Raw genomic sequence first — 22,406 nt, forward strand, 5'->3', positions numbered from 1 at the left:
ACCATGAACGCGATCATCAAGAGCATTGCGGCGCTTTCGCTCGCCGCGACACTGAGCCAGCAGGCGTTTGCAGCCGAGACCATCAACTTCGGCATCATTTCCACCGAATCCCAACAGAACCTGAAGGCAAACTGGGAGCCGCTGCTGGCCGACCTCAAGACCAAGACCGGTCTCGACGTGGAGCCCTTCTTCGCCTCGGACTACGCCGGCATCATCGAAGGCATGCGCTTCAACAAGGTGCAGGTTGCCTGGTACGGCAACAAGTCGGCCATGGAAGCCGTCGATCACGCCGAGGGCGAGGTGTTCGTGCAGAGTGTCGCCAAGAATGGCGACCCAGGCTACTGGTCGGTCATCATCGTCCCCAAGGATAGCCCGATCCAGACGGTCGACGAGCTTCTGACCTGCGACAAAACCAAGAGCTTCGGTCTGGGTGACCCGAATTCAACCTCCGGCTATCTCGTGCCCATGACCTTTGTCTTCGGCGCCCGCGGCATCGACCCGAAGAATTGCTTCAAGACAGTCACCAACGCCAACCACGAGACGAATGCCATGGCGGTTGCCATGAAGCAGGTCGATGCAGCGGCCAACAATACCGAGAACATGGCGCTGATCGAGCAGAACAAGCCGGATGCTTTCTCCAACATTCGCGAAATCTGGCGCTCGCCGCTGATCCCGTCCGACCCGATCGTCTGGCGCAAGGATCTGCCGGAAGAAACCAAGACCAAGCTGCGCGATTTCTTTCTGGCCTATGGCACTGCCAACTCCAAGGGCGACATCGCCCATGAAAAGGAGGTTCTTGCCGGCCTGAAGTGGGCACCATTCAAGGCCTCGACCGACAAGCAGCTCCTGCCGATCCGGGTCATGGAACTCTCGAAGTCCATCGCCAAGATCGACGCCGACACGTCGCTGTCGGCTGATGCCAAGGCCGAAAAGATCAAGCCTCTGACGGAGCAGAAGGCCAAGTTCGAAGCTGAACTCGGCACCGCCTCCAACGGCTGAGCATGAGAACCGGAGCGGGCAACACCGCCCGCTCCGGTTCTCCCACTTGCCATCCGCCCTACGAACTTCTGCCTGCGATCCACAAGGACGACGCCCATGACCAACGTCATCGCCACCACAGGTCTCACGCCCGCCCGCCTGGCGACAGGACAGACCAGCGCGAAGGCTGCGCGCGGCAGCAAACGCGGCTGGCTTGTCGCGCTCGTCTTCGCCGGTGCGCTGGCAGCCAGCTGGGGGCCGGCCGAGATGGGGCGCTGGACCTATCTCTTTTCGGACGCTGGCAATATGGCGTCGTATGCCAAGGATTTCCTCAAGCCCGACTTCAAGGAGTGGCTCTCCTATCTCAACGAGATGCTCGTCACGATCCAGATTGCGCTCTGGGGCACCTTACTTGCCGTTCTCCTCTCCGTTCCCTTCGGCATTCTCTCGGCGCACAACATGGCGCCGACGTGGGTCGTTCATCCGGTCCGCAGGCTGATGGATCTGTTTCGGGCCATCCATGAGATCGTGTTCGCCGTGCTCTTCGTCGTCGCGGTTGGTCTTGGGCCGTTTGCAGGCGTGATGGCGCTGTTCGTGCATACGACGGGCATTCTGGCCAAGCTGTTTTCCGAGGCGGTGGAGGCGATCGACCCGCGGCCGGTCGAGGCGATCCGGACCACCGGCGCGTCCCGCCTCCAGCAGGTCGTCTTCGGTGTCATCCCGCAGGTCCTGCCGCTCTGGATCTCCTTCTCGCTCTATCGGCTGGAATCCAACATCCGCTCCGCCACCGTGCTTGGCCTGATCGGCGCGGGAGGCATCGGACAGATCCTGTTCGAAAGCATTCGCGGCTTCTACTATCCGCAGGCATCCGCCATTCTCATCATCGTGGTCGCCACCGTGACGCTGATGGATATTCTGTCCCAGCAATTGCGCAAGGTCGTTATCTGACGACGACCGCACGAGACCGCGCGCCGACGTCTCTCCACGCCACACTTCTCTCCCACCCGAAAACTGCAGCCAGGCTGCGGAACGGCAGACCATGACCTACGAACAGATCTTCACCCGCTGCGCCATCATCCTTCCGACCGAGATCGTTGAGGGCACCGTCGTCGTGCGCAACGGCGTGATCGCGGATATCTCCACCACGGCAACGGCGCACCAGACGGCAAACGGGATCGACCTCGAGGGCGACTACCTGATGCCCGGATGCGTCGAACTGCACACGGATCACCTGGAAACCCATCTCCAGCCGCGGCCGAAGGTGCGCTGGAACCTTGCCGCCGCCTTGCAGGCGCATGACGGGCAGATTGCCACGGCGGGCATCACCACGGTGTTCGACGCACTGCGCGTCGGGCTCGATGGCGATACGGAGCTCGGTGCCGGGGATATGGCGGAAATGGCGGAAATGATCTCATTCGCCACGGCCGCGAACCGCCTGCGCGCCGAGCACTTCATTCACCTGCGCTGCGAAGTTTCCATGCCGGATGTGGTCGAGCAGTTCGATGCCATGAAGCGCAATGATCGGGTGCGGCTGGCGTCGTTGATGGATCATGCGCCGGGGCAGCGCCAGTTCGTGAGTCTGGAGGCCTATCGAATCTACTATCAGGGGAAGAAAAAGATCTCCGACGCGGATTTCGAGGCGTTCAGCGCGCGACGGATCGCCCAGTCCCTGGAGAATGCGGACCGCAACCGCCTGGCGCTCGCAGCACGCTGCCACGCAGCCGGCATCCCGATCGCCTCGCATGATGATGCAACGGCGGCGCATGTGCGCGAGAGTGTTGATCTCGGAATCGCTCTTGCCGAGTTCCCGACAACGATCGAGGCCGCAACGTTGTCCAAGTCCGCCCGCCTACAGGTTCTGATGGGGGCCCCGAACGTCGTGCGTGGCGGGTCTCATTCCGGAAATGTGTCGGCGCTCGACCTTCTGGAGCGCGATGCGCTCGATATCCTGTCGTCGGACTACGTGCCGTTCAGCCTGCTCCAGGCAGCTTTCCTGCTGGCCGAGCGCGGTCAGACGGATCTGCCGCATGCTGTCAGGATGATCACGGCCAATCCGGCAAAGGCGGCCGGTCTGGCCGATCGCGGCCGGATCGAGACGGGCTTGCGCGCCGATCTCCTGCGGGTGCGGTCAGAGCCCGGTTCGCCGCCGCTTGTCGCCGGCGTCTGGCGCGCCGGCGCGCGCGTCGCCTGAGGATTTGCGCCGGCCGCACACATCCGCGGCAGGCACATCCAATCGAGGTCACAGGGCCGGCTGTCGGACACAGGCCCCGCTGTCAGACTTAGGCCGTCGGCTGCTTGGTCTTGCGCAGGTAGGGCAGGACAGTATCGAAACTGCCGAAGCGGGCGATCGCATCCTCGTTGGAAACGGCCGCAGTGATGATGACATCGTCGCCCTGCTTCCAGTTCGCGGGCGTGGCCACCTGGTGCTTCGCGGTCAGCTGAATCGAGTCGATCGCGCGCAGGATCTCGTCGAAGTTCCGACCGGTCGTCATGGGATAGGTCAGGATCAGCTTGATCTTCTTGTCCGGCCCGATCACGAAGACCGAGCGAACCGTGGCATTGTCGGCAGGCGTGCGGCCCTCCGAGCTTTCACCGGCACCGGCCGGCAGCATGTCGTAGAGCTTTGCGACGGCCAAATCCTTGTCGCCGATCAGGGGGTAGTCGACCTCGTAGCCGGTCGCCGTGCGGATATCGTTCTTCCAGCGCTCATGGCTTTCGACCGGGTCGACCGAGATGCCGATGACCTTTACGCCACGCTTGGCGAATTCGTCCTGGAGGCCGGCCATGGCGCCGAGTTCGGTCGTGCAGACCGGGGTGAAATTCTTCGGATGCGAGAACAGGACGCCCCATCCATTGCCGATCCAGTCGTGGAACGAGATCGTTCCCTGGCTGGTTTCTGCGGTAAAATCGGGGGCGATATCGTTGATGCGCAGGCTCATGGATCGGTCCTCTTTTCGGGTTGCCGGAAAGTGGCATCATCGCGCCCGTCGTTCAAGGTTGCGTCGACATCGCGCCCACGCGCAGGCCGTCAAATTTTCTCCCTGCGTTGATCGAAAAACAAATGACATGTCTTGACGGCGTGAAGCGCCGTCTCTGGAGCCTCTCACGGAAGCGAGCTCGGCGGCATCTGCCTAGCCTCGCCGACCATTGCCTATCGGTCACGGACCATTGACGAGAGCGAGGATCAGCGCGTGAACCGCGCCGCCCTCCGTGAACTCCGCACGGTCGAACGCACGGTCGAGATCACGCCGTTCATCGGAAAGCGCACCAAGGCGACGGGTCATTTCCGTCTTGATCTTCGTGCAGCCGGGATCTTCGGACTGGCGAAGCCCGATGGTTGCGGTCTCGATCTTCGCAACGAGATCGCGGACATATCGACCATGCACAGCTTCGTGCTGGCGAACGCCCTCGATGAACGTCTTCCAGCTGGCCCGCACGGGCGGCGGAAGGCTGGTGGTCGGTTTCGGCAGCGTGGTCGTGATGATGAGGCGCGGAACAGCCGAGACGAGAACGCAGTCATTGCCCTCCGTCTGATAATTCCGGCGCCAGGTCAGCTTGAACCGTGTGTGCGCGATGACCCGACTAGCGCCGAGCAGAGGTCCGCGTTCGCCGATTGAAGCATAGAGTTCAGCGCCGGTTTTGCCGGTGATCCCGTAGGTTTCGACCGTCTCCGTCGCCTTTACCTCAGCGTCGGCCGGCAGGGGAAAGGCGGCTGTTGAAGCCGCCGTTGCGGCCACCATCCAGGCCCCTGCTATCGTCCCGTGCATCGTGTTCTTCCGCGTCACCCGTCATCCCGCCTCTGATTTCCCTGCGAGCCTATCGCATCGCCGGCTAGAGCGGAATGAATTTGCGGCCGCGATGGTCGGACAGGGCTATCAGACCCGCACGATGCTCGCATAGATCAGGATGCTCAGATACATGAGAAACGCCGCGAGAGCGAAGGCCGCTATGAACATGATGATGCCCTTGCCCGCTTTCGACTTGTGTTCGACCTGCTTTGGCGAGTCGGCGGAAGGTGCCAGATAGGGTTCTCGATTTCGATCGCCCGTCACTGCACATGTCCCCCTTCAAGCGTCGTATCAGGGCGGTCCTTACGGCCGACGGGCGCCACGCGGGCATGGCGTCGACGGCTCCGCAGGGCCCAAGCGCCAATCACTCCACAGATGGCAACAAGCACGACGACCATGATCAGCAAGGATGTATAGTTCTCAGGCATATCGACCTCACGCTCGGCGCAGCCAGCGCGCGCTTTGCGCGGCAAGCGGGCCCTTGATGAGCCTGTCGCGGCCGGACCGGCGACAGGGGGGAGCCGGCGCGGTCGCGACAGGCATGCCGGCACGGAGCCGGATGAAAAGATGGCAGGATGGATCCCCACGCATCGGCTGTCGGTCATCGAACCAGTCGAAACGCTAAAGGTTCCGCGGCCGGCAGACCTGCACCCGGCTTCCCATCCACCCGCGGCGGTGAGGCGCAGAGGCTCAGCGCCTTGCGGCAGGCAACACGTCCTCCCTGTCATTCTCGTCGATCAGGCGTGCGCCGCGCTGGCGGGTTAGATAGCGCCAGATCCACTGGAGCGTGACCAGCATCCGCTTTTCGAAATTGACCAGAAGGTAGACATGGACAATCGCCCAGAGGATCCAGGCGAGATAGCCTTTCAGCGTCCAGCGACCAAAATCAAAGATCGCGGCATTTCGGCCGATCACGGCCGTGTTGCCGCGATTGTTGAAGTGAAAGGGCTTCGCGATTTCAATGGTGTCGATCTTGGCAAGAAGCTTTCCAAGATAGTGACCCTGCTGCTTTGCCACCTGGGCCAAAGCCGGCAGAGGCGCGCCGTTGTCGCCGGATTGGACCGAGGTGTCCCCGAGCGAGAAGATATCCTCGTACCCTTCGACACGCAGTTTGGAGTCGACGGGGATGCGGCCGTTCGCCTTGCCCTCCAGGCCGAGCCAGCGGGAAGCCGGCGACGCCTTGACGCCCGCGCCCCAGACGATGTTGCCCGCCGGCACCATCTCCCCTGCGATCACGGCACCCTCCATGGTGATATCGGACACCTGCGCACCCAATCGGACGTCAACGCCGATCTTCTCGAGATAACCCAAGGCATAGGTCTGGAGATGCTCGGGAAACGCCGACAGGATGCGCGGCCCCGCTTCCACCAGGATGACGCGGAGGTCCGACAACGGAATGGTGCGGAAGTCGCGCGACGCCATGGAGCGCCCGAGCTCGGAGATAGCGCCCGCCATCTCGACGCCGGTCGGTCCACCGCCGACGACGATGCTGGTGAGCAGAGCGCGACGTTCCGCCGGATCTTTCGTCTGCTCGGCCTTTTCGAAGGCCAGAAGCAGGCGGTGACGGATGCGGCGAGCTTCGTGAAGGGTCTTGAGACCCGGTGCAAACCGCTGCCACTCGTCATGTCCGAAATAGTTGTATTCCGAGCCGGTAGCGATCACGAGCTGGTCGTAGGCGACCGCATTGCCATCCTTGAGCATCACCCGCTTCGTCTGCGTATCGATGCCGTCGGCTTCGGCGAGCATGATGTGAATGTTGCGATAGCGCCCGAGCGTTCTGCGGATCGGCTCCGCAATATCGGCCGGGGACAAGGCCGCGGTGGCAACTTGGTAGAGCAGCGGCTGAAACAGATTGTGGTTGCGCCGATCGATCACGACCACATCGACCTCGGCATGTCCGAGCGCTCCGGCACACGCCAGGCCACCGAAGCCGGCGCCGATGATAACGACGCAGCGGCGCGGCAACGCCCGAGCAGGATACGCCTTTTCCAGCACGTTCATCATCGAGCGCTCCCATGACGCAGATTGCAAGAGGCGTCCATCGCCATCCTCTCACATGAAGCCTGAATTGGGCAGACGAACAGGACGGCATTCATCGAGACCTTGGAACGCTCGATCCATGGTCCCGACATCTCGCTGTGCAAAGTGCACCGTTTTGCTGCGAAGACCGCCCATGCCCGTCACGGGTTCCGCTCCCCGATCTCCGCGTGACATGGACTGGAAAAAGAATGGATAAGGCCGGAACCAACGCAGGTTCAGTTACTTCTCCAAGCAGATCGCAGGCCGTGTCAAGCGGACACGATGGAGATGAAGAACATAGGGATTTTTCCGCTTTCTTCCTATGGCCAACGAAATGGCAGCCGAGCTTCCCACCCATCCGGCCAGCGATCACCCGTTAAGTCTGACAGCGATCCGGCTGTCGTTTGCAGCCCGTAAGGCTTGCCTTGCCTCTCGGGCCGATAGACCCGAAAGCAATGATGAATCGCTGTGGCGGCTTCAGCCGGCCGTGTCGTTCTGCTGGGCCTCGCGCTGGAGTCGGAGCTGTTTTAACCGCTCGGTCTTCTCACGTGCGGCATTGAGTTGCGTGTCGATAATGGCTTGTGCCACGACTTTGGTTTCGTCGATGTTCCCGAGCGCCGGCCCCGCTTTCGGACGACGCTTTTTCTTCTCTTCGGTCATAGAGGCTCTCTGTCTTTGACAAGACAAGCGTTCTCCACTCCAGGGCCGATAGTGTCATTCAACTATTTTAATGCGGTGGCAGACGGTACGGAAATGGACACTCCGATATTCGTTAGATGAATCGCGCCCGCTTCAGGTCGAACCCGTGCATGCGCAGCACATGGAAGGTTGATCTACATAAGGAACAAATTTCAGACCGGTGCGTTAACGAGCGAACCCGTACTCAAAGGAATCACCAATGCTCAAGTGGGCGCTGATCTTCTTCCTCGTTTCCCTCGTCACCGGCTTTCTTGGCTTCTCCGGCGTCTCCGCTGCGACCGCGACGATCGCGCGCGTCCTGTTCGCCATCGCCGTCGTCATCTTCCTGATCTTCGTCGTTCTTGCCTTCATGGCAGGCAGCGCGGTTCTCTAAATCGGTTTTCGCAGATGGGCCGATGGAGACATCCATCTGTCGGCCACGATCTGCCTGCAAACGTTTTCAGAAAGAGATGATCATGGACGTCGTCCGTATTCTCATCGCCATCCTCCTTCCGCCTGTCGGCGTGTTCCTGCAGGTGGGTATCGGCCTTCACTTCTGGCTGAACATTCTTCTCACGATCTTTGGCTATATCCCGGGAATCATTCACGCTATCTGGGTCATCCTGAAAAAGTAGAATCGCGGATCCATCCTTAATTTGACGTGTCGAAAAAGCTAAGCCCTGGCGGAACTAAACCTGCCATGGCCAGTTATCGACGCGTCAATTGAAAGGGATGGATCGTGAGCGAGCATATCGACGTTGCCAAAGTGGAGAATAGTGCGTTGCGCCGCGTGCGCAGTGTGGACGATTTCTGCCGTCGATATCGTCTTGGCCCGGAAGAAAAAATCCGGCTGACCCGGCTCTTCGGCCAGTTCGCGACCGAGCAGGAATTGCTGTCCAATGCGACACGGGCGCCGGTTTTTCGCTGATCCAAACCGCGCTTAAAGTCTGATGTCAGACGCCCGTCGCCTGTCTCGTTTCCGAACCAGAAACCCATTCCAGAAGTCCTGTCGCCGCAAGTCGACCGGTCGCCATGCATGCTGTCAGAAGGTAACCGCCCGTCGGAGCTTCCCAGTCGGTCATTTCGCCCGCTACAAAAATGCCGGGCGCAGCGCGAAGCATCCCTGTCGGCCCGATCGCGTCGAGCGGAATGCCTCCGGCAGATGAAATGGCTTCTGCAATCGGCCGTGGTCGCAAGACATGAACACGCAACGTTTTGAGCATGGACGCAAGATCATTTGCCGGCAAATGATCGGCGTTGGGCACGACCTCGCGGACCAATGCCAGCTTCACGCCATCGATGCGGGCCGCTTTCCTGAGACGGTTGCTGAAGCTCGCCTTTCGCGGTGCCTTGTCCAAGGCAGAGGCCAACGTGTCGAGGGACCGCCCGGGCACAAGATCGAGAACAAAATCGGCCTGCCCGTTGGCGGCCAGCCTGTCGCGCAGCGCGGCCGCATGGCCGTAGACGAGGCTGCCCTCGATGCCATGCCGCGTGATGACGAACTCCCCCTGGCTGCGTCCGGCGTCCGACATCGCCGCGACAGACTTCACCGGGGCTCCGGCATACCGCTCGACGAAGTCTGCACCCCAGGCAACATCGAAGCCGCAATTGGCCGGACGAAACGGGACGGCGGTCACGCCACGGGCTTTGAGGATCGGCACCCATCGCGCGTCGGAACCAAGCCGCGGCCAGCTTGCCCCGCCCAGCGCCAGCAGCGTCGCATCGCTGTCGATGGCTTGCGTCCCCTCCGGCGTTTCGAAGAGAAGGGCATCGCCTTCCCCGAAGCCGTTCCAGCGCCAGCGCGTGCGGATGGTCACGCCGCGCATCTCCAGACGCTGGCGCCAGGCCCGCAACAGCGGTGACGCCTTCATGGCCGTGGGAAACACGCGCCCGGAAGATCCGACGAAGGTTTCGATGCCGAGACCTTGCGCCCAATGCCGCATATCCTGCGGGGTAAAGGCATCGAGAGCCGGCCGAAGGTGCGCGCTGGCGGTACCATAGCGACCGGCGAAGTCCTCGAATAGTTCGGCATGGGTCAGATTAAGGCCAGACTTGCCAGCAAGGAGGAACTTGCGGCCGATCGTCGGCATGGCGTCGTAGACCGTGACACCATGCTGTGTTTCCGAGAGGAGTTCGGCGGCCGCCAGTCCGGCCGGCCCGCCTCCAATGATCGCGATCGTCTTTGCCATATTGCTCGCTTTCGTCATGCGTTCGTTCATGCGGCAAAGGGCATGGCGGGGCAAGATGTCAGGCGATCCCGAACGGCAGATCAGCACGACACGCGCCGCATCCCTGCACAAGCACGATCCCTGTTCACGTCATCGCGCCGGTTGCTTCCGGGCAAGGCCCACGTCTATGGTCGCCCATCGATCCCAGAACCCCGCGTGCCCCACCCATGTTTCTCATCTCCAAGATTTTCTGGCTGCTGGCCCAGCCCCTGTCGCTTGCCTTTGCGCTCGTGCTGTCCGGGTGCATCTCCACCGCTGCCGGGTTTCAGAGGTTGGGCCTCGTGCTTTCGGGACTTTCGACCGTCATTCTCTGCGTCACCCTGTTCACGACGACAGGCAGCGTGCTGTTGCAGAGATTGGAAGACCGATTTCCCCGCCCGCCCGCTCTTCCCGCAGATATCTCCTGCCTGATCGTCCTCGGCGGCGCGTTCGAGAACGAGGTGATGGCCACGCGCGGCGGCTTCGAATTCAATCAGGCGGCTGATCGCTTCGTCGAGGCTCTGCGGATTGCCCGGCTGGCGCCGGGTGCACGCATTCTCGTGTCGGGCGGCGATGGTTCGCTCAGCGGAAGCTTTGAAGGCGACGCCGATGCCGCAGCACGTTTCTTTCCGGCGTTCGGCATTCCCCTCGATCGCCTGATCCGGGAAGACGGTTCGCGCACCACCTTCGAGAATGCAGCGAACACCAAGACACTGCTCGCCCAGAACGGCTTGTCGAACTGCCTCCTGATCACATCAGCCTTCCACATGCCACGCGCCGTTGGCCTGTTCCGCAATCTCGACATTGCCGTCATACCCTGGGCGACGGACTACCGCACGACCGGCAAGGCAAGCTTCGGTCTCGACCTCACGCAGCCGGCGCTCAATGCTCAGCTGACGACGACGGCCGTGCGCGAGTGGATCGGCCTGCTGGCCTACGCCTTGACGGGTCGCACTTCCACCCTCTTCCCGTCCGTGGAACGCCCATGACCATTCTCGATCTGCTCGACTATTCCGGCGTCGCCGTTTTCGCTGCAACCGGCGCTTTGTCCGCGTCGCGCAAACAGCTGGACATCATCGGCTATGTCTTCCTTGCCTCCATCACCGGCATCGGCGGGGGCACGCTTCGCGATGTCATCCTGGGGGCGACGCCCGTCTTCTGGATCAAGAACCCGCTCTATCTCATCATCTGCGCGACCGTCGGCGTTGCGCTCTTCCTGTTCTCGCACCGGCTCGATTCGCGGTATCGCGCACTCGTCTGGCTCGATGCGATCGGGCTGTCGGCCTATTGCGTCATGGGGGCAGCCAAAGGGCTTTCGGCAACGGGATCCCCCGTCGTGGCACTCGTCACCGGCATGCTTACGGCAACGTTCGGCGGCATCCTGCGCGATCTGCTTGCGGGAGAACCCTCTGTGCTCCTGCGTCCGGAAATCTACGTCACGGCCGCACTGACCGGCTCCGCTGTGTTTACGCTCGCAACCCTTGTCGGCCTGCCCTTGCTTGTCACATCCGCGCTCGGCATCGTCTCTGCCTTCGTGGTGCGCGGCGGAGCGCTGAAATTCGGCTGGACGCTGCCCACGGGCAAGGCAGGCCCGGGCCGAAACCCGGACGACGTGCTCTGAGAAGACGCGTTACAGACGCAGACGGAAAGGTTCAGCGCTGCTTCGGCTTGAGCCGGATCACAACATCGACATGGGAAATCTCCATGCCCTCCGGCGGCTCCGGAAGATTGCCGATCGTGATATTGTTGACCGGAATATCGAGCACCTGGTTCGCGCCCTCCACGAAAAAGTGGTGGTGATCGGACACGTTGGTGTCGAAATAGGTGCGTGCACCCTCGACGGAGAGAACGCGGATCATGCCCGCTTCGGTAAACTGGTGCAGCGTGTTGTAGACGGTCGCAAGTGACACGGGTACGCCAACGGTTACGGCCTCCTCGTGCAGTTCCTCAACCGTGAGGTGCCGGTCGCCCTTGGCAAACAGGAGGTCGGCAAGCGCCACGCGCTGACGCGTCGGCCTGAGGCCAAAGCGGCGCAAGCGGTCGTCGGGCCTCATTCCTGTTTCCATCGTCATGCAGACTGGTCCGGTCAGCTCTTGTTAAGTTGAGTATTCGTGTCGATATAACTTTGGTTGGCCATGCTTTCAATACACATTAAGCTGCCATAGCGGTCCACGGGCAGAAAAGGGCCCGAAAAAGGCGCGAGATGGCAATTGCTACTGGTTGTTTCCGGTATCATGCGCTATGCGACTGCGGATATGGGCCAAAGCCGGAACCTCCGGCGTGGCATCGGACGAAGACTGCATTGGTCCGAGCCTGCGGGCTTGGCAAGAGCAAGACCCGGTCCCGACCGGGCAGACAAGACACCTTGGCGGAGACACCAGACGTTCATGACGACCAGACAATCCAGCTACGGCTACGACGACATCCTGCGTTGCGCGCGGGGCGAACTGTTCGGCCCCGGCAATGCGCAACTGCCGCTTCCGCCGATGCTGATGGTCCATCGGATCACGGACATCTCCGAAACCGGCGGCACTTTCGACAAGGGCTATATCCGGGCTGCGTATGACGTGAAGCCGGATGACTGGTACTTTCCCTGTCACTTTCCCGGCAACCCGATCATGCCCGGTTGCCTCGGCCTCGACGGCATGTGGCAGCTGACGGGCTTCTTCCTCGGCTGGCTCGGCGAGCCCGGTCGCGGCATGGCGCTGTCGACCGGCGAGGTCAAGTTCAAGGGCATGGTTCTCCCCGACACCAAGCTTCTGGAATACGGCATCGACTTCAAGCGCGTGATGCGCGGACGGCTGGTGCTCGGCATCGCGGACGGCTGGCTGAAGGCCGACGGAGAAACCATCTACCAGGCAACGGACCTTCGCGTCGGCCTGTCGAAGGAAAAGGCGGCCTGATCCCTCGGGGTGGCAGGCGCTTTCTCCAGTTCACTTCAAGAAAAGGTCATCGAGATGAGACGGGTTGTTGTCACGGGTCTTGGTATCGTTTCCTCCATCGGGAACGACGCCGAAGCGGTTACGGCATCGTTGCGCGATGCGCGCTCCGGTATCAGCTTTTCCAACGATTTCGCTGAACACGGATTTCGTTGCCAGGTCTGGGGTTCCCCCGATCTGGACACGACGGATCTGGTCGATCGCCGCGCGGCGCGTTTTCTGTCGCAAGGGGGCGCCTGGAACCACGTCGCGATGAAGCAGGCGATTGCCGATTCGGGTCTCGAAGACAGCGATATCTCGGGCAACGAGCGCACCGGCATCATCATGGGCTCCGGCGGGCCATCCACCCGGACGCTGATCGAGGCAGCCGACATCACCCGCAAGAACAACAGCCCGAAGCGCATCGGTCCGTTCGCCGTGCCGAAGGCCATGTCTTCGACCGCTTCGGCAACGCTTGCCACCTGGTTCAAGATTCACGGCGTCAACTATTCGATCTCCTCGGCCTGCTCCACATCCGCGCACTGTATCGGGAACGCGGCGGAAATGATCCAGTGGGGCAAGCAGGACATCATGTTCGCGGGCGGCCACGAGGATCTCGACTGGACGATGTCGAACCTGTTCGATGCCATGGGCGCCATGTCGTCGAAATACAACGACACGCCGTCGACGGCATCCCGCGCCTATGACGTTTCCCGCGACGGCTTCGTCATCGCCGGCGGTGCGGGCGTTCTGGTGCTCGAAGAGCTGGAACATGCCAAGGCCCGCGGTGCCAAGATCTATGCCGAGCTGACCGGCTATGGTGCAACGTCCGATGGCTATGACATGGTGGCTCCGTCCGGAGAAGGCGCGATTCGCTGCATGCGTCAGGCACTGGCAACAGTGAAGACCGACATCGACTATATCAATACGCACGGCACCTCGACGCCGGTCGGCGACAGCAAGGAGATCGGCGCGATCCGCGAAGTCTTCGGGTCGAAGATCCCGGCCGTCCAGTCGACCAAGTCGCTGACGGGCCACTCCCTGGGTGCGGCCGGCGTTCAGGAATCGATCTATGCGCTGCTCATGATGCAGGAACGCTTCATCGGCGAAAGCGCGCATATCACCGAACTCGACCCGGAGTTCGACGGGGTGCCGATCGTGCGCAAGCGGATCGACGATGCCAAGATCGATACGGTTCTGTCGAACTCGTTCGGCTTCGGCGGCACCAATGCGACCCTCGTCTTCCAGCGTTACAACGGGTAAGCCGTCATGACCGGTCTGATGTCAGGGAAGCGCGGCCTCATCATGGGTGTCGCCAACAGCCATTCAATCGCCTGGGGCATTTCCCAGGCATTGTCGCGCGCAGGAGCAGAACTGGCCTTCACCTATCAGGGCGAAGCCCTTGGCAAGCGCGTCAAGCCGCTGGCGGCGCAGCTGAATTCGGATCTGCTGCTTCCTTGCGACGTTGAGGACCTCGCCTCCGTCGACACCGTGATCGAGACCCTGAAGGAGCGCTGGGGCCGTCTCGACTTCATCGTCCATGCCATCGGCTTCTCCGACAAGAACGAGCTGAAAGGTCTTTACGCCGATACGAGCCGTGAGAATTTCAGCCGGACCATGGTCATTTCCTGCTTCTCCTTCACCGAAATCGCGCGCCGCGCGGCCGAGTTGATGACGGACGGTGGTGCGATGCTGACCTTGACCTACGGCGGCTCCGTGCGGGTCATGCCGAATTACAACGTGATGGGCGTTGCCAAGGCTGCGCTCGAAGCATCCGTCCGCTACCTCGCGGCCGACTATGGTCCCCGCGGCATCCGCGTCAACGCCATTTCCGCCGGGCCGATCCGTACCCTTGCCGGCGCCGGCATCTCGGACGCGCGCGCCATGCTCTCCTGGAACCAGAAGAACGCGCCGCTCCGCCGCACCGTGACCATCGACGACGTCGGCAATTCGGCTCTCTACCTTCTCTCAGAGCTCGCATCCGGCGTGACCGGCGAGATCCACTATGTGGATTCCGGCTACAACATCACGTCGATGCCGGTGCTGGAAACATTGCGGAATGCGGACGGAGAATAGTCGGCCCTGCCCCTTTCCGTCTCCACATGCAAAAGGCGCCGCGAGATCATCGCGGCGCCTTTTGCATGGAAACAACGGGGAGACCGAAACGCTACTTGCGGCCCCAGAGGATCTTGAAGCGGGCGTTGCGGCAGGTTTCGCCCCATTCCTTGAAGGTTGCGTTCATTGTCGGCTCATAGGGGAGGCCGCGGTTGGCAACCAGCATGAGGCGTCCACCCGCCTTGAGTGATTTGGCTGCCATGGCGATCATGGCGGCGCCGAGCGCGGGGTCGGCGGCCTGGGTCTCGTGGAAGGGCGGGTTCATCACGATGAGGTCGTAGTGATCGCGCGGGGCTTCCTGCGTCAGATCCTGCCAATGGAAGCGCGTCGGCACCTTCGGTGCGTTGGCCTTCAGGTTGCCACGGGCAGCCTCCAGCGCGTGATAATCGGCCTCGAACAGATCGATGCCCTTGATGCCAGGCGCGCGTTCGGCGAGCATGACCGAGAGATAGCCCCAGCCGGCGCCGAAATCGGCAGCGTGGCCGGAAAAATCGGACGGCAGGCGCGAGGCCAACAGCTCCGAGCCACCATCGATCCGGTCATGCGAGAACATCCCCGGGGCCGCATCGAAGCGCCCTTCGACGCGAACAGCAGTCGAAGCGAAGCGCTCGATCTCGGCCGTGGCATCTTCGGGGCGCGCGAACCAGAAGACAACGCCGTGGTATTTCGGCATGCTGTCGCCGCCCCACTCCAGCGCGTTGAAGCGCTTGCGCAGCGACTGGATGCCGTCTTCCTTGGTGCCGGCCACGACGATGAGCCCGCCGATGCGGGTGCGCTTCAGCGCCTCGGCAATGCGATTCTCATTCTCGCCGCGATGCTTTCCGCAGAGGATCAGCGTCGCGGCGTAGTCATCGCCTTCCACGAAGGGCGTGACGTTCGCACCGGCAGAGACCAGTGCGCGATAGAGCGGGCGGTTCGGCTGTACGCAGACCAGCTCGGCGTCGAAGCCTTCCGGCAGCCGGTAGCCCGCCTCGGCTGCCAGGAAGAGCACGCGCTCGCCTGCGCCCGGCGCCGACAGCACGCCGCTGTCGAAAGGATGAAACAGAGTCTTGACCTTGTCGCTCGTCATTGCGTCTTGCCTCTTCGGCAGCCTCTTGCGGCTGCCCGTCGTGCCGATCCCCCTGTCGGATCGGCGGTGTTCGGTTCGGTACCGCGTCGCGTGCGGCTATCGTGATCATGCAAGAAGGGCGCGGAGCGATCAACGCCCCGCGCCCTTGCTGTCTTGGTTCGGCGGCGCGCCTTATTCGGCGGCTTCGCCACCCTTTTCGCTGATTTCCTTGCCGGTTGCCTGGTCGACGACCTTCATGGACAGGCGCACCTTGCCGCGCTCGTCGAAGCCCATCAGCTTGACCCAGACCTTGTCGCCTTCCTTGACGACGTCGGAGGTCTTGGCAACGCGCTCGGAAGCAAGCTGCGAGATATGGACGAGGCCGTCACGCGGGCCGAAGAAGTTGACGAAGGCGCCGAAATCGGCGGTCTTCACAACGGTCCCTTCATAGACCTGGCCGACTTCCGGTTCGGCAACGATCGAGTGGATCCACTTGCGGGCCGCTTCGATTTCCTTGCCGGACGACGATGCGATCTTGATCGTGCCGTCATCCTCGATGTTGACCTTGGCGCCGGTCTTCTCGACGATCTCGCGGATGACCTTGCCGCCCGAGCCGATGACTTCCCGGATCTTGTCGACCGGGATCTGCATGACTTCGATGCGGGGTGCAAATTCGCCGAGCTGGCTACGGCCTTCGGTGATGGCATTGGCCATCTCGTTCAGGATGTGCTTGCGACCGCCCTGCGCCTGGCTGAGCGCGACCTTCATGATCTCTTCGGTGATACCGGCGATCTTGATGTCCATCTGCAGCGACGTGATGCCGGCTTCCGTGCCTGCAACCTTGAAGTCCATGTCACCGAGATGATCTTCGTCGCCGAGGATATCGGAAAGAACCGCAAAACGGTCGCCTTCGAGGATGAGGCCCATGGCGATGCCGGCAACCGGCTTGGCCAGCGGAACGCCGGCATCCATCAGCGCGAGCGACGTGCCGCAGACGGTGGCCATCGAGGACGAACCGTTGGACTCGGTGATCTCGGAGACGACACGCAGCGTGTAGGGGAACTGGTCCGGGCTCGGGAGCATCGGACGGATGGCGCGCCATGCAAGCTTGCCGTGGCCGATTTCGCGGCGGCCCGGGGAGCCCATGCGGCCGGTTTCGCCGACGGAATAGGGCGGGAAGTTGTAATGGAGCAGGAAGCGCTCCTTGTACATGCCCGTCAGGCTGTCGACGTACTGCTCGTCTTCGCCGGTGCCGAGCGTGGCGACGACGATCGCCTGCGTTTCGCCGCGGGTAAAGAGGGCCGAACCGTGCGTGCGCGGCAGGATGCCGACTTCGGAGACGATCGGGCGGACGGTCTCGAGATCACGGCCATCGATGCGGCTCTTGGTGTCGAGAATGTTCCAACGGACGATCTTGGCCTGCAGGTGCTTGAAGACGGCACCGATGACTTCGCTCGTGTAGCGGGCCTCTTCGCCTTCCGGGAAGAAGTGCGCCTTGACCTTTGCCTTGACGGCATCGACCGCCTTGTAGCGGTCGGCCTTCTGCGTGATCTTGTAGGCATCGCGCAGTTCGGCTTCAAAATGCTGGAGCATCTCGCCTTCGAGCGCGGAATGATCTTCCGGTTCGAATTCGCGCGGCTCCTTGGCAGCAACTTCCGCAAGCTTGATGATCGCGTCGATCACCGGCTGGAAGCCCTTGTGGCCGAACATCACGGCGCCGAGCATGATCTCTTCGTTGAGTTCCTTGGCCTCGGACTCGACCATCAGGACAGCGTCCTGCGTGCCGGCGACGACGAGATCGAGAACCGACTCGTCCATCTCGTCGAGATGCGGATTGAGGACGTATTCGCCGTTGATGTAGCCGACGCGCGCGCCGCCGACCGGACCCATGAAGGGGACGCCGGAGAGCGTCAGCGCGGCCGAAGCCGCCACCATCGACAGGACGTCCGGATCGTTTTCAAGGTCATGCTGGACCACGGTCACGACGACCTGCGTGTCGTTCTTGTAGCCTTCCGGGAAGAGCGGGCGGATCGGACGGTCGATCAGGCGGGAAACCAGCGTTTCCTTTTCCGACGGACGGCCTTCGCGCTTGAAGTAGCCGCCCGGGATCTTGCCGGCGGCGTAGGTCTTTTCCTGGTAGTTGACGGTCAGCGGAAAGAAGTCCTGGCCCGGCTTCGGCGACTTGGCCGAAACGACGGTGGCGAGAACGACGGTTTCGCCGTAGGTGGCGAGGACGGCACCATCTGCCTGGCGGGCAATCTTGCCCGTTTCAAGCTTCAGCGGGCGGCCTGCCCATTCGATTTCAACGCTATGGGTATCGAACATATCTTGTCCTAACATTTGTGCGGCAAGGCCGCGCCGCAGGCCTTTGTGAATATGGCGCGGGCGGCCCTGCATGGTCGACGTATCACGGGCAAGACAACGGGAGGCTTCCGGGTTCACGAAGCAAGGTTCGGCTTCGAAGCATCCTGCAATCCTGCCCCATGACAGGTCATCTGTTGCTCTGCAGTCCGGCACGTCCGGGCTGCTCTTGGACTTTCAAGCGGGGTACGGAAGACCGCACCCGGAAAAGAGGCCGGCGGGCGAGCGCCTTGAAGCACCGCCCGCCGGGAATGATCTTAACGGCGGATGCCGAGGGAAGTGATCAGCTTGGTGTAGCGGGCCTCTTCCTTCTTCTTGAGGTAATCAAGAAGCGAACGACGGCTCGAAACCATGGCGAGAAGGCCACGACGCGAGTGGTTGTCCTTCTTGTGGCCCTTGAAGTGTTCGGTCAGGTTGTTGATCCGCTCGGTCAGGATGGCCACCTGGACTTCCGGAGAACCGGTGTCGCCTTCGGCGGTTGCGTACTGCTTGATCAGATCTGCCTTGCGTTCTGCAGTGATCGACATCGTGTGATCCTTTCGATTTTAAGGATTGCGGGTCGCCGGCAGCCGGGATGTCGTCTAGCTGCGGCCTTGAAGGCAGAAGGAGACAGGCACGTTAAAGCCCGTCCTTATGCTGGCGGTGCCTATAAAGCATTCGTGAGGGAAAGGAAAGACCCGCCGTCCCGGCCCTGTCCTCTGGCCATTCTCGGGCCTACCTCCGGCGGGCTCGCGGCCCCTTCTCCGCCAATGCTGCCTCAACCCGCCGCCGTGCCCTTTCCGCCTTCCGGAGGCGGATTGTTCAGCCGGGCGCTGTCGATCTCTACCTGCCATTCGATACCGTCCTCGTGCATGAAGCGCTGCAGACGCGCATCGAGCGACATGCCGAGCATGCGCTCGAGCACGAGCGTTCCGAACCCTTTGCGGCCGGGCGTGCGCATCTCCGGAGCGATATCGGCGCGGCTCTCGCGCCAGACGAGGCGAAACGTATCGCCGTCGAGTCTCCACGAAAGGTCGACGCGACCATGCGCATTCGCAAGGGCGCCGTATTTGGTGGCATTGGTCGCCAGTTCGTGCAGCGCCATCCCGAGCATCTGAGATACCTGCGTGTCCAGCCGCACCGGTGGACCGGAGAAGGAGACGCGATCGCACCCTTCAGGAATGAAGGGTTGGAGCTGGTTGTGCGCCAGCTCATCCATATCGATGCCTTGAGCCGCGTTCGCGATCATCAGGTCGGTGGAGCGGGCGAGGCCGGCAACGCGCCGCCTAAACGTTTCCACGAAGTCCTGCCGGCTTTCGAGCGAGGTTGCGGACTGGGTCAGCATGGACTGGATGACGCTCAACTGGTTCTTGGAGCGGTGGGCGACCTCGCGCATCAGGAACCGGATCTCGGCCTCGGCGCGCACCCGCTCTTCGGCAGCGTCCGAGAGAGCGGCCGAGACGACGGCCACCTCCTCCACCATATGATGCCGCAAGGCAACCGGCTTGCCTTGCCCGAGCCGGCGGGCATCTGCCGCAAGCAGCCGAACCCCGCGACTCATCATTCTGGCGATGGCGAGCGAAATGGCGAGGGCGATCAGCGCGAAAACCAGTGCTCCGCCCGAGAGCCAGACATAGGAGCGCCGCGCCGTGGCATCGACATCGGCGGCCTTCGCCCAGGCGACGATCTTCCAGCCGCTGAGGATGGAGAACTCCGTCACGGTGCGATAGCGGATCCCCTGTTCTTCGGCTTCGCCCACGCCGACGCGCAGGGAGGGAACGATGGAGAGAAAGAAAGGCTTGCCCGGCTCGACCTTGGGGTCGGAGGCCGCGACGACATCGCCTTTACCGTCGATGATGGCGGCATTCCAGCCGGGCGACAGGACGTCGCGCCCGATCGGTCGCTCGAGAGACACGGCATCGCGCGTCAGCGTCATCAGATAGTCGTCTTCCCGCCGGGCCGCGAAGATTGGCAGGTAGACGTTGAAGACCCATGTCTTGGCCGTCCGCCCGAAAAACACCGGCGACACCAGGGGAACACCGCTTCGGAACGCCCGATCGACAGAGAGCGGATCGGACGCGCGGCCGAGCGGCTTGCCGAAGGGAACGCGCGTGTTGACGCGTTGCTGGTAGCTCCGGTCTATGATGAGGAGGTGCATGCCCGTACCGGAAAGTGACGAAGCCGCACGCCGATAGAAGGCAGAGAGATCGTCGTTCTCAAGCGATCGGGAGGAGGCAAGCACGCGCAGCGTCGTCAGCATGTTGTCCACCTCGCGCTCGACGGCGCGGGTGACCGAACCGGTCGAAGCCTTGAGGAGCGCGTCGACCACGCGTTCCTGGTCGTCCATGCTGCGCTTCAGGATCATCAGGGAGAAGACGAAAGAAGGAATGATCGCCATCAGCAGAAGGGCTGCGAGATAGACCGCGAGAGGTCGGCGCAGACGGATATGCAGGCTGGAAAGCCCGCTGGTCACGCGTTGGCGCAAGCCTCTGTTCAGCCCACCACCCAAGAACGTTGCCCCCGCAGTGTCGCGCATCCCTGTGGACGCGCCGGAGACACTGCCCTTCGACCCTGTTCCGGAACTTGACCTCCCGGAACCGGCTCGCTCCCTCGCACGGAACGTCGGGCATCCGGCCCAAGAGCCAGACGCCCGAATCACCTTACTAGACCACCCTCGGCCCTGTTTGAAAAGGCACGAGATTTCGCCTGTAGGTCAGCCGCCGATCCGCGCGGGTCATGGGGGCACAGGTCAGTGGAGCGTGTCAGTCGGCGTTGAAGACGCGCTTCGGGCGGAATTCGCCTTCGCCAATCTCCCCGATCGCAACCAGCCGGCCCCGAACGGTGGCATAGGCCTCGTCCTCGGCCAGCGGTGCGTCGCGACCGCGCAGGATGATCGGATTGCCCATGCGGATGCGATGAGCCTGGTCTTCGGAGATCGCGATATGCGGCAGATTCGACAGTGCCTCTCCCGTATCGATCAGGAAGGCATCGAGCGCAGCCAGTCGGTCCTCGTCGCTCTCGATGGATTCGAGCGCGGTCAATTCTGACAGCGGCACCATCGTCTCTTCGGCGAACGGCGCGACAAATGAACGACGCAGCGAGGCGATGTGGCCAAAGCAGCCGAGGTCGCGCCCGAAATCGCGCGCGAGCGAGCGAACATAGGTTCCCTTGCCGCATTCGATCTCAAAATGCGCCAGATTGGGCGTGCAGCCAAGCAGAGACAGACGGAAGATTTCCACCTCACGCGCGGGGATGTCGAGCACCTCGCCTTCCCGTGCCAGATCATAGGCGCGCTCGCCGGCGATCTTGATGGCCGAGAACTGCGGGGGAACCTGCGAAATCACGCCGGTATAATTGGCCAGAATACCGCGCACGGCCTCCTCGCTCGGGCGGCTGTCGGACGTCTTCACCACGTCGCCCTCGAGGTCGTCCGTCGTGCGTTCCTCGCCCCATGCGACGGTGAATTCGTACACCTTGCGTCCATCCATGACGTAGGGCACGGTCTTGGTGGCGTCGCCGAGCGCGATCGGCAGCATGCCGGAGGCCAGCGGGTCCAGCGTTCCGGCATGGCCGGCCTTCTGCGCCTTGAACAGCCACTTCACCTTCGAAACGGCTTCCGTCGATCCGAAGTCCAGCGGCTTGTCGAGAATCAGCCAGCCGGAGACCGGCCGCCCTTTTGGTTTGCGCGGTTTACCCATCGTCTTGTGGTTCCACTGTTCGTGTCGGTTTCATCGAGATGCTCGGATCTCGCATCATAAGGCATCCGTCTCCACTCTGTCGCGAGAGGGAAACGGCCAAAGCGTGCTATCGCCTGTCCGCCTCGTCCTCGCCGAGATCTTCCGCCGTCGCATCGCTCGGGCCGAGATCGCGCGCGACATCGGGCGAACGCAGCAGTTCGTCGATCTTCCTGTAGTTGTCGAAGCTCGTATCGTCCTTGAAACGCACTTCCGGCATGTACTTCATCTGGCGCAGGTGCGGCGACAGCCGACCCCGAAGGAATTTCGCGTGCCGGTTCAGCGCCTCGATGATGCCGTCGTGATCGGCAACGCCGAGCGGCGTCACATAGGCGGTGGCCACCTTCAGGTCTGTCGACATGCGCACTTCCGAGATGGAGATGACGGTGGTCTCGATCAGCGGATCGCGCACCTCTCCCCGCTGCAGAACCTGGACCAGGGCTGCGCGGACTTGTTCGCCGACCCGCAGCATGCGCTGGGTGCGGCCCGAAGAGGTGGATTTGGCCATGATGTATCCAATATCGAGCGCCAATGTCGGCGCGATTGAGGCGGTGCAATGCCTCTTTCGAGGCTGAAGGTCA

24 protein-coding genes are annotated in these 22,406 nt (G+C 62.3%); 11 read left to right on the plus strand and 13 right to left on the minus strand.

The features are described 5' to 3' along the window. The first annotated feature begins 3 nt into the window (after positions 1-3). The 3 genes from phnD to ASG03_RS06090 all read left to right on the plus strand — a co-directional run bounded on the left by phnD (position 4) and on the right by ASG03_RS06090 (position 3,169). Positions 4-999 carry a phosphonate ABC transporter substrate-binding protein gene (phnD, locus tag ASG03_RS06080; RefSeq protein WP_062692872.1) on the plus strand — a complete coding sequence of 332 codons (996 nt, stop codon included), beginning with the start codon at positions 4-6 and terminating at the stop codon, positions 997-999. Positions 1,000-1,095: 96 nt separating this feature from the next. Beyond that, positions 1,096-1,926: a phosphonate ABC transporter, permease protein PhnE gene (phnE, locus tag ASG03_RS06085; protein ID WP_062692874.1), complete on the plus strand. Its 831-nt coding sequence runs from the start codon at positions 1,096-1,098 to the stop codon at positions 1,924-1,926. A 91-nt stretch (positions 1,927-2,017) separates the two neighbouring features. Beyond that, complete coding sequence (locus ASG03_RS06090; RefSeq protein ID WP_062692876.1) at positions 2,018-3,169, plus strand: alpha-D-ribose 1-methylphosphonate 5-triphosphate diphosphatase; 1,152 nt, start codon at positions 2,018-2,020, stop codon at positions 3,167-3,169. 88 nt (positions 3,170-3,257) lie between these two features. On the opposite strand, the gene ASG03_RS06095 is transcribed toward ASG03_RS06090, so the two are convergent. The 5 genes from ASG03_RS06095 to ASG03_RS06110 form a co-directional block, all read right to left on the minus strand. Further along, positions 3,258-3,917, minus strand: coding sequence for a peroxiredoxin (locus tag ASG03_RS06095; protein ID WP_062471275.1), 660 nt, complete (start codon positions 3,915-3,917; stop codon positions 3,258-3,260). Between the two features lie 219 nt (positions 3,918-4,136). Continuing rightward, positions 4,137-4,745, minus strand: coding sequence for a DUF922 domain-containing protein (locus tag ASG03_RS06100; RefSeq protein WP_082475549.1), 609 nt, complete (start codon positions 4,743-4,745; stop codon positions 4,137-4,139). Between the two features lie 108 nt (positions 4,746-4,853). Then, positions 4,854-5,030 carry a hypothetical protein gene (locus ASG03_RS21765; protein WP_164490733.1) on the minus strand — a complete coding sequence of 59 codons (177 nt, stop codon included), beginning with the start codon at positions 5,028-5,030 and terminating at the stop codon, positions 4,854-4,856. Between the two features lie 426 nt (positions 5,031-5,456). Further along, positions 5,457-6,770, minus strand: a complete 1,314-nt coding sequence (locus ASG03_RS06105; RefSeq protein WP_200934683.1) for an NAD(P)/FAD-dependent oxidoreductase — start codon at positions 6,768-6,770, stop codon at positions 5,457-5,459. A gap of 492 nt (positions 6,771-7,262) precedes the next feature. Then, positions 7,263-7,445: a hypothetical protein gene (locus tag ASG03_RS06110; protein WP_062471283.1), complete on the minus strand. Its 183-nt coding sequence runs from the start codon at positions 7,443-7,445 to the stop codon at positions 7,263-7,265. A gap of 238 nt (positions 7,446-7,683) precedes the next feature. On the opposite strand from ASG03_RS06110, the gene ASG03_RS20970 reads away from it, so the two are divergent. From ASG03_RS20970 to ASG03_RS06115, 3 genes are all read left to right on the plus strand, one after another. Beyond that, positions 7,684-7,857 (plus strand): DUF1328 domain-containing protein, encoded by a 174-nt coding sequence (locus ASG03_RS20970; RefSeq protein WP_082475551.1) that lies wholly within the window; start codon positions 7,684-7,686, stop codon positions 7,855-7,857. Between the two features lie 82 nt (positions 7,858-7,939). After that, positions 7,940-8,098, plus strand: a complete 159-nt coding sequence (locus ASG03_RS20975) for a YqaE/Pmp3 family membrane protein (RefSeq protein WP_082475596.1) — start codon at positions 7,940-7,942, stop codon at positions 8,096-8,098. 104 nt (positions 8,099-8,202) lie between these two features. Next, a complete protein-coding gene (locus ASG03_RS06115) occupies positions 8,203-8,391 on the plus strand; it encodes a hypothetical protein (RefSeq protein WP_062692881.1) in 189 nt (62 codons plus the stop codon). Positions 8,392-8,416: 25 nt separating this feature from the next. On the opposite strand, the gene ASG03_RS06120 is transcribed toward ASG03_RS06115, so the two are convergent. Then, positions 8,417-9,670, minus strand: a complete 1,254-nt coding sequence (locus tag ASG03_RS06120) for a TIGR03862 family flavoprotein (RefSeq protein ID WP_082475597.1) — start codon at positions 9,668-9,670, stop codon at positions 8,417-8,419. Between the two features lie 188 nt (positions 9,671-9,858). Here ASG03_RS06120 and ASG03_RS06125 point away from each other — a divergent pair, with 188 nt between their 5' ends. Together ASG03_RS06125 and ASG03_RS06130 are read left to right on the plus strand one after the other, a co-directional pair. Further along, the gene (locus ASG03_RS06125; RefSeq protein ID WP_062692883.1) at positions 9,859-10,659 is read left to right on the plus strand and encodes a YdcF family protein; all 801 of its coding nucleotides are present in this window, start codon (positions 9,859-9,861) and stop codon (positions 10,657-10,659) included. After that, positions 10,656-11,291: a trimeric intracellular cation channel family protein gene (locus ASG03_RS06130; RefSeq protein ID WP_062692885.1), complete on the plus strand. Its 636-nt coding sequence runs from the start codon at positions 10,656-10,658 to the stop codon at positions 11,289-11,291. The genes ASG03_RS06125 and ASG03_RS06130 overlap by 4 nt, the downstream gene beginning before the upstream one ends. 31 nt (positions 11,292-11,322) lie before the next feature. Here the strand turns inward: ASG03_RS06130 and irrA are convergent, their stop codons facing one another. Then, the gene (gene irrA / locus ASG03_RS06135; RefSeq protein WP_062471296.1) at positions 11,323-11,742 is read right to left on the minus strand and encodes an iron response transcriptional regulator IrrA; all 420 of its coding nucleotides are present in this window, start codon (positions 11,740-11,742) and stop codon (positions 11,323-11,325) included. A gap of 315 nt (positions 11,743-12,057) precedes the next feature. Between irrA and fabA the strand changes: the two genes are divergently transcribed. Genes fabA through fabI form a run of 3 tightly spaced genes read left to right on the plus strand, consistent with a single transcriptional unit; the run spans position 12,058 to position 14,664 of the window. Beyond that, the gene (gene fabA, locus ASG03_RS06140; RefSeq protein WP_062595396.1) at positions 12,058-12,573 is read left to right on the plus strand and encodes a 3-hydroxyacyl-[acyl-carrier-protein] dehydratase FabA; all 516 of its coding nucleotides are present in this window, start codon (positions 12,058-12,060) and stop codon (positions 12,571-12,573) included. 54 nt (positions 12,574-12,627) lie between these two features. After that, on the plus strand, positions 12,628-13,851 hold the full coding sequence (gene fabB / locus ASG03_RS06145; RefSeq protein WP_062472358.1) for a beta-ketoacyl-ACP synthase I: 1,224 nt from the start codon (positions 12,628-12,630) through the stop codon (positions 13,849-13,851). A 6-nt stretch (positions 13,852-13,857) separates the two neighbouring features. Then, complete coding sequence (gene fabI / locus ASG03_RS06150; RefSeq protein ID WP_062692887.1) at positions 13,858-14,664, plus strand: enoyl-ACP reductase FabI; 807 nt, start codon at positions 13,858-13,860, stop codon at positions 14,662-14,664. Between the two features lie 91 nt (positions 14,665-14,755). On the opposite strand, the gene ASG03_RS06155 is transcribed toward fabI, so the two are convergent. The 6 genes from ASG03_RS06155 to rbfA form a co-directional block, all read right to left on the minus strand. Further along, complete coding sequence (locus tag ASG03_RS06155; protein ID WP_062692889.1) at positions 14,756-15,772, minus strand: class I SAM-dependent methyltransferase; 1,017 nt, start codon at positions 15,770-15,772, stop codon at positions 14,756-14,758. Between the two features lie 171 nt (positions 15,773-15,943). Continuing rightward, positions 15,944-18,076, minus strand: coding sequence for a polyribonucleotide nucleotidyltransferase (gene pnp / locus ASG03_RS06160; protein ID WP_062600810.1), 2,133 nt, complete (start codon positions 18,074-18,076; stop codon positions 15,944-15,946). A gap of 293 nt (positions 18,077-18,369) precedes the next feature. Beyond that, positions 18,370-18,639, minus strand: a complete 270-nt coding sequence (gene rpsO / locus ASG03_RS06165) for a 30S ribosomal protein S15 (protein WP_062471308.1) — start codon at positions 18,637-18,639, stop codon at positions 18,370-18,372. 230 nt (positions 18,640-18,869) lie between these two features. Next, complete coding sequence (locus ASG03_RS06170) at positions 18,870-20,576, minus strand: sensor histidine kinase (RefSeq protein ID WP_244475170.1); 1,707 nt, start codon at positions 20,574-20,576, stop codon at positions 18,870-18,872. A gap of 277 nt (positions 20,577-20,853) precedes the next feature. Further along, on the minus strand, positions 20,854-21,789 hold the full coding sequence (truB, locus tag ASG03_RS06175; RefSeq protein ID WP_062471311.1) for a tRNA pseudouridine(55) synthase TruB: 936 nt from the start codon (positions 21,787-21,789) through the stop codon (positions 20,854-20,856). A gap of 106 nt (positions 21,790-21,895) precedes the next feature. Continuing rightward, positions 21,896-22,333 (minus strand): 30S ribosome-binding factor RbfA, encoded by a 438-nt coding sequence (gene rbfA, locus ASG03_RS06180; RefSeq protein WP_062471314.1) that lies wholly within the window; start codon positions 22,331-22,333, stop codon positions 21,896-21,898. Positions 22,334-22,406: the final 73 nt, after the last annotated feature.

The organism is Rhizobium sp. Leaf341, from assembly GCF_001424325.1.
In the GTDB taxonomy this organism is placed as follows: domain Bacteria; phylum Pseudomonadota; class Alphaproteobacteria; order Rhizobiales; family Rhizobiaceae; genus Ferranicluibacter.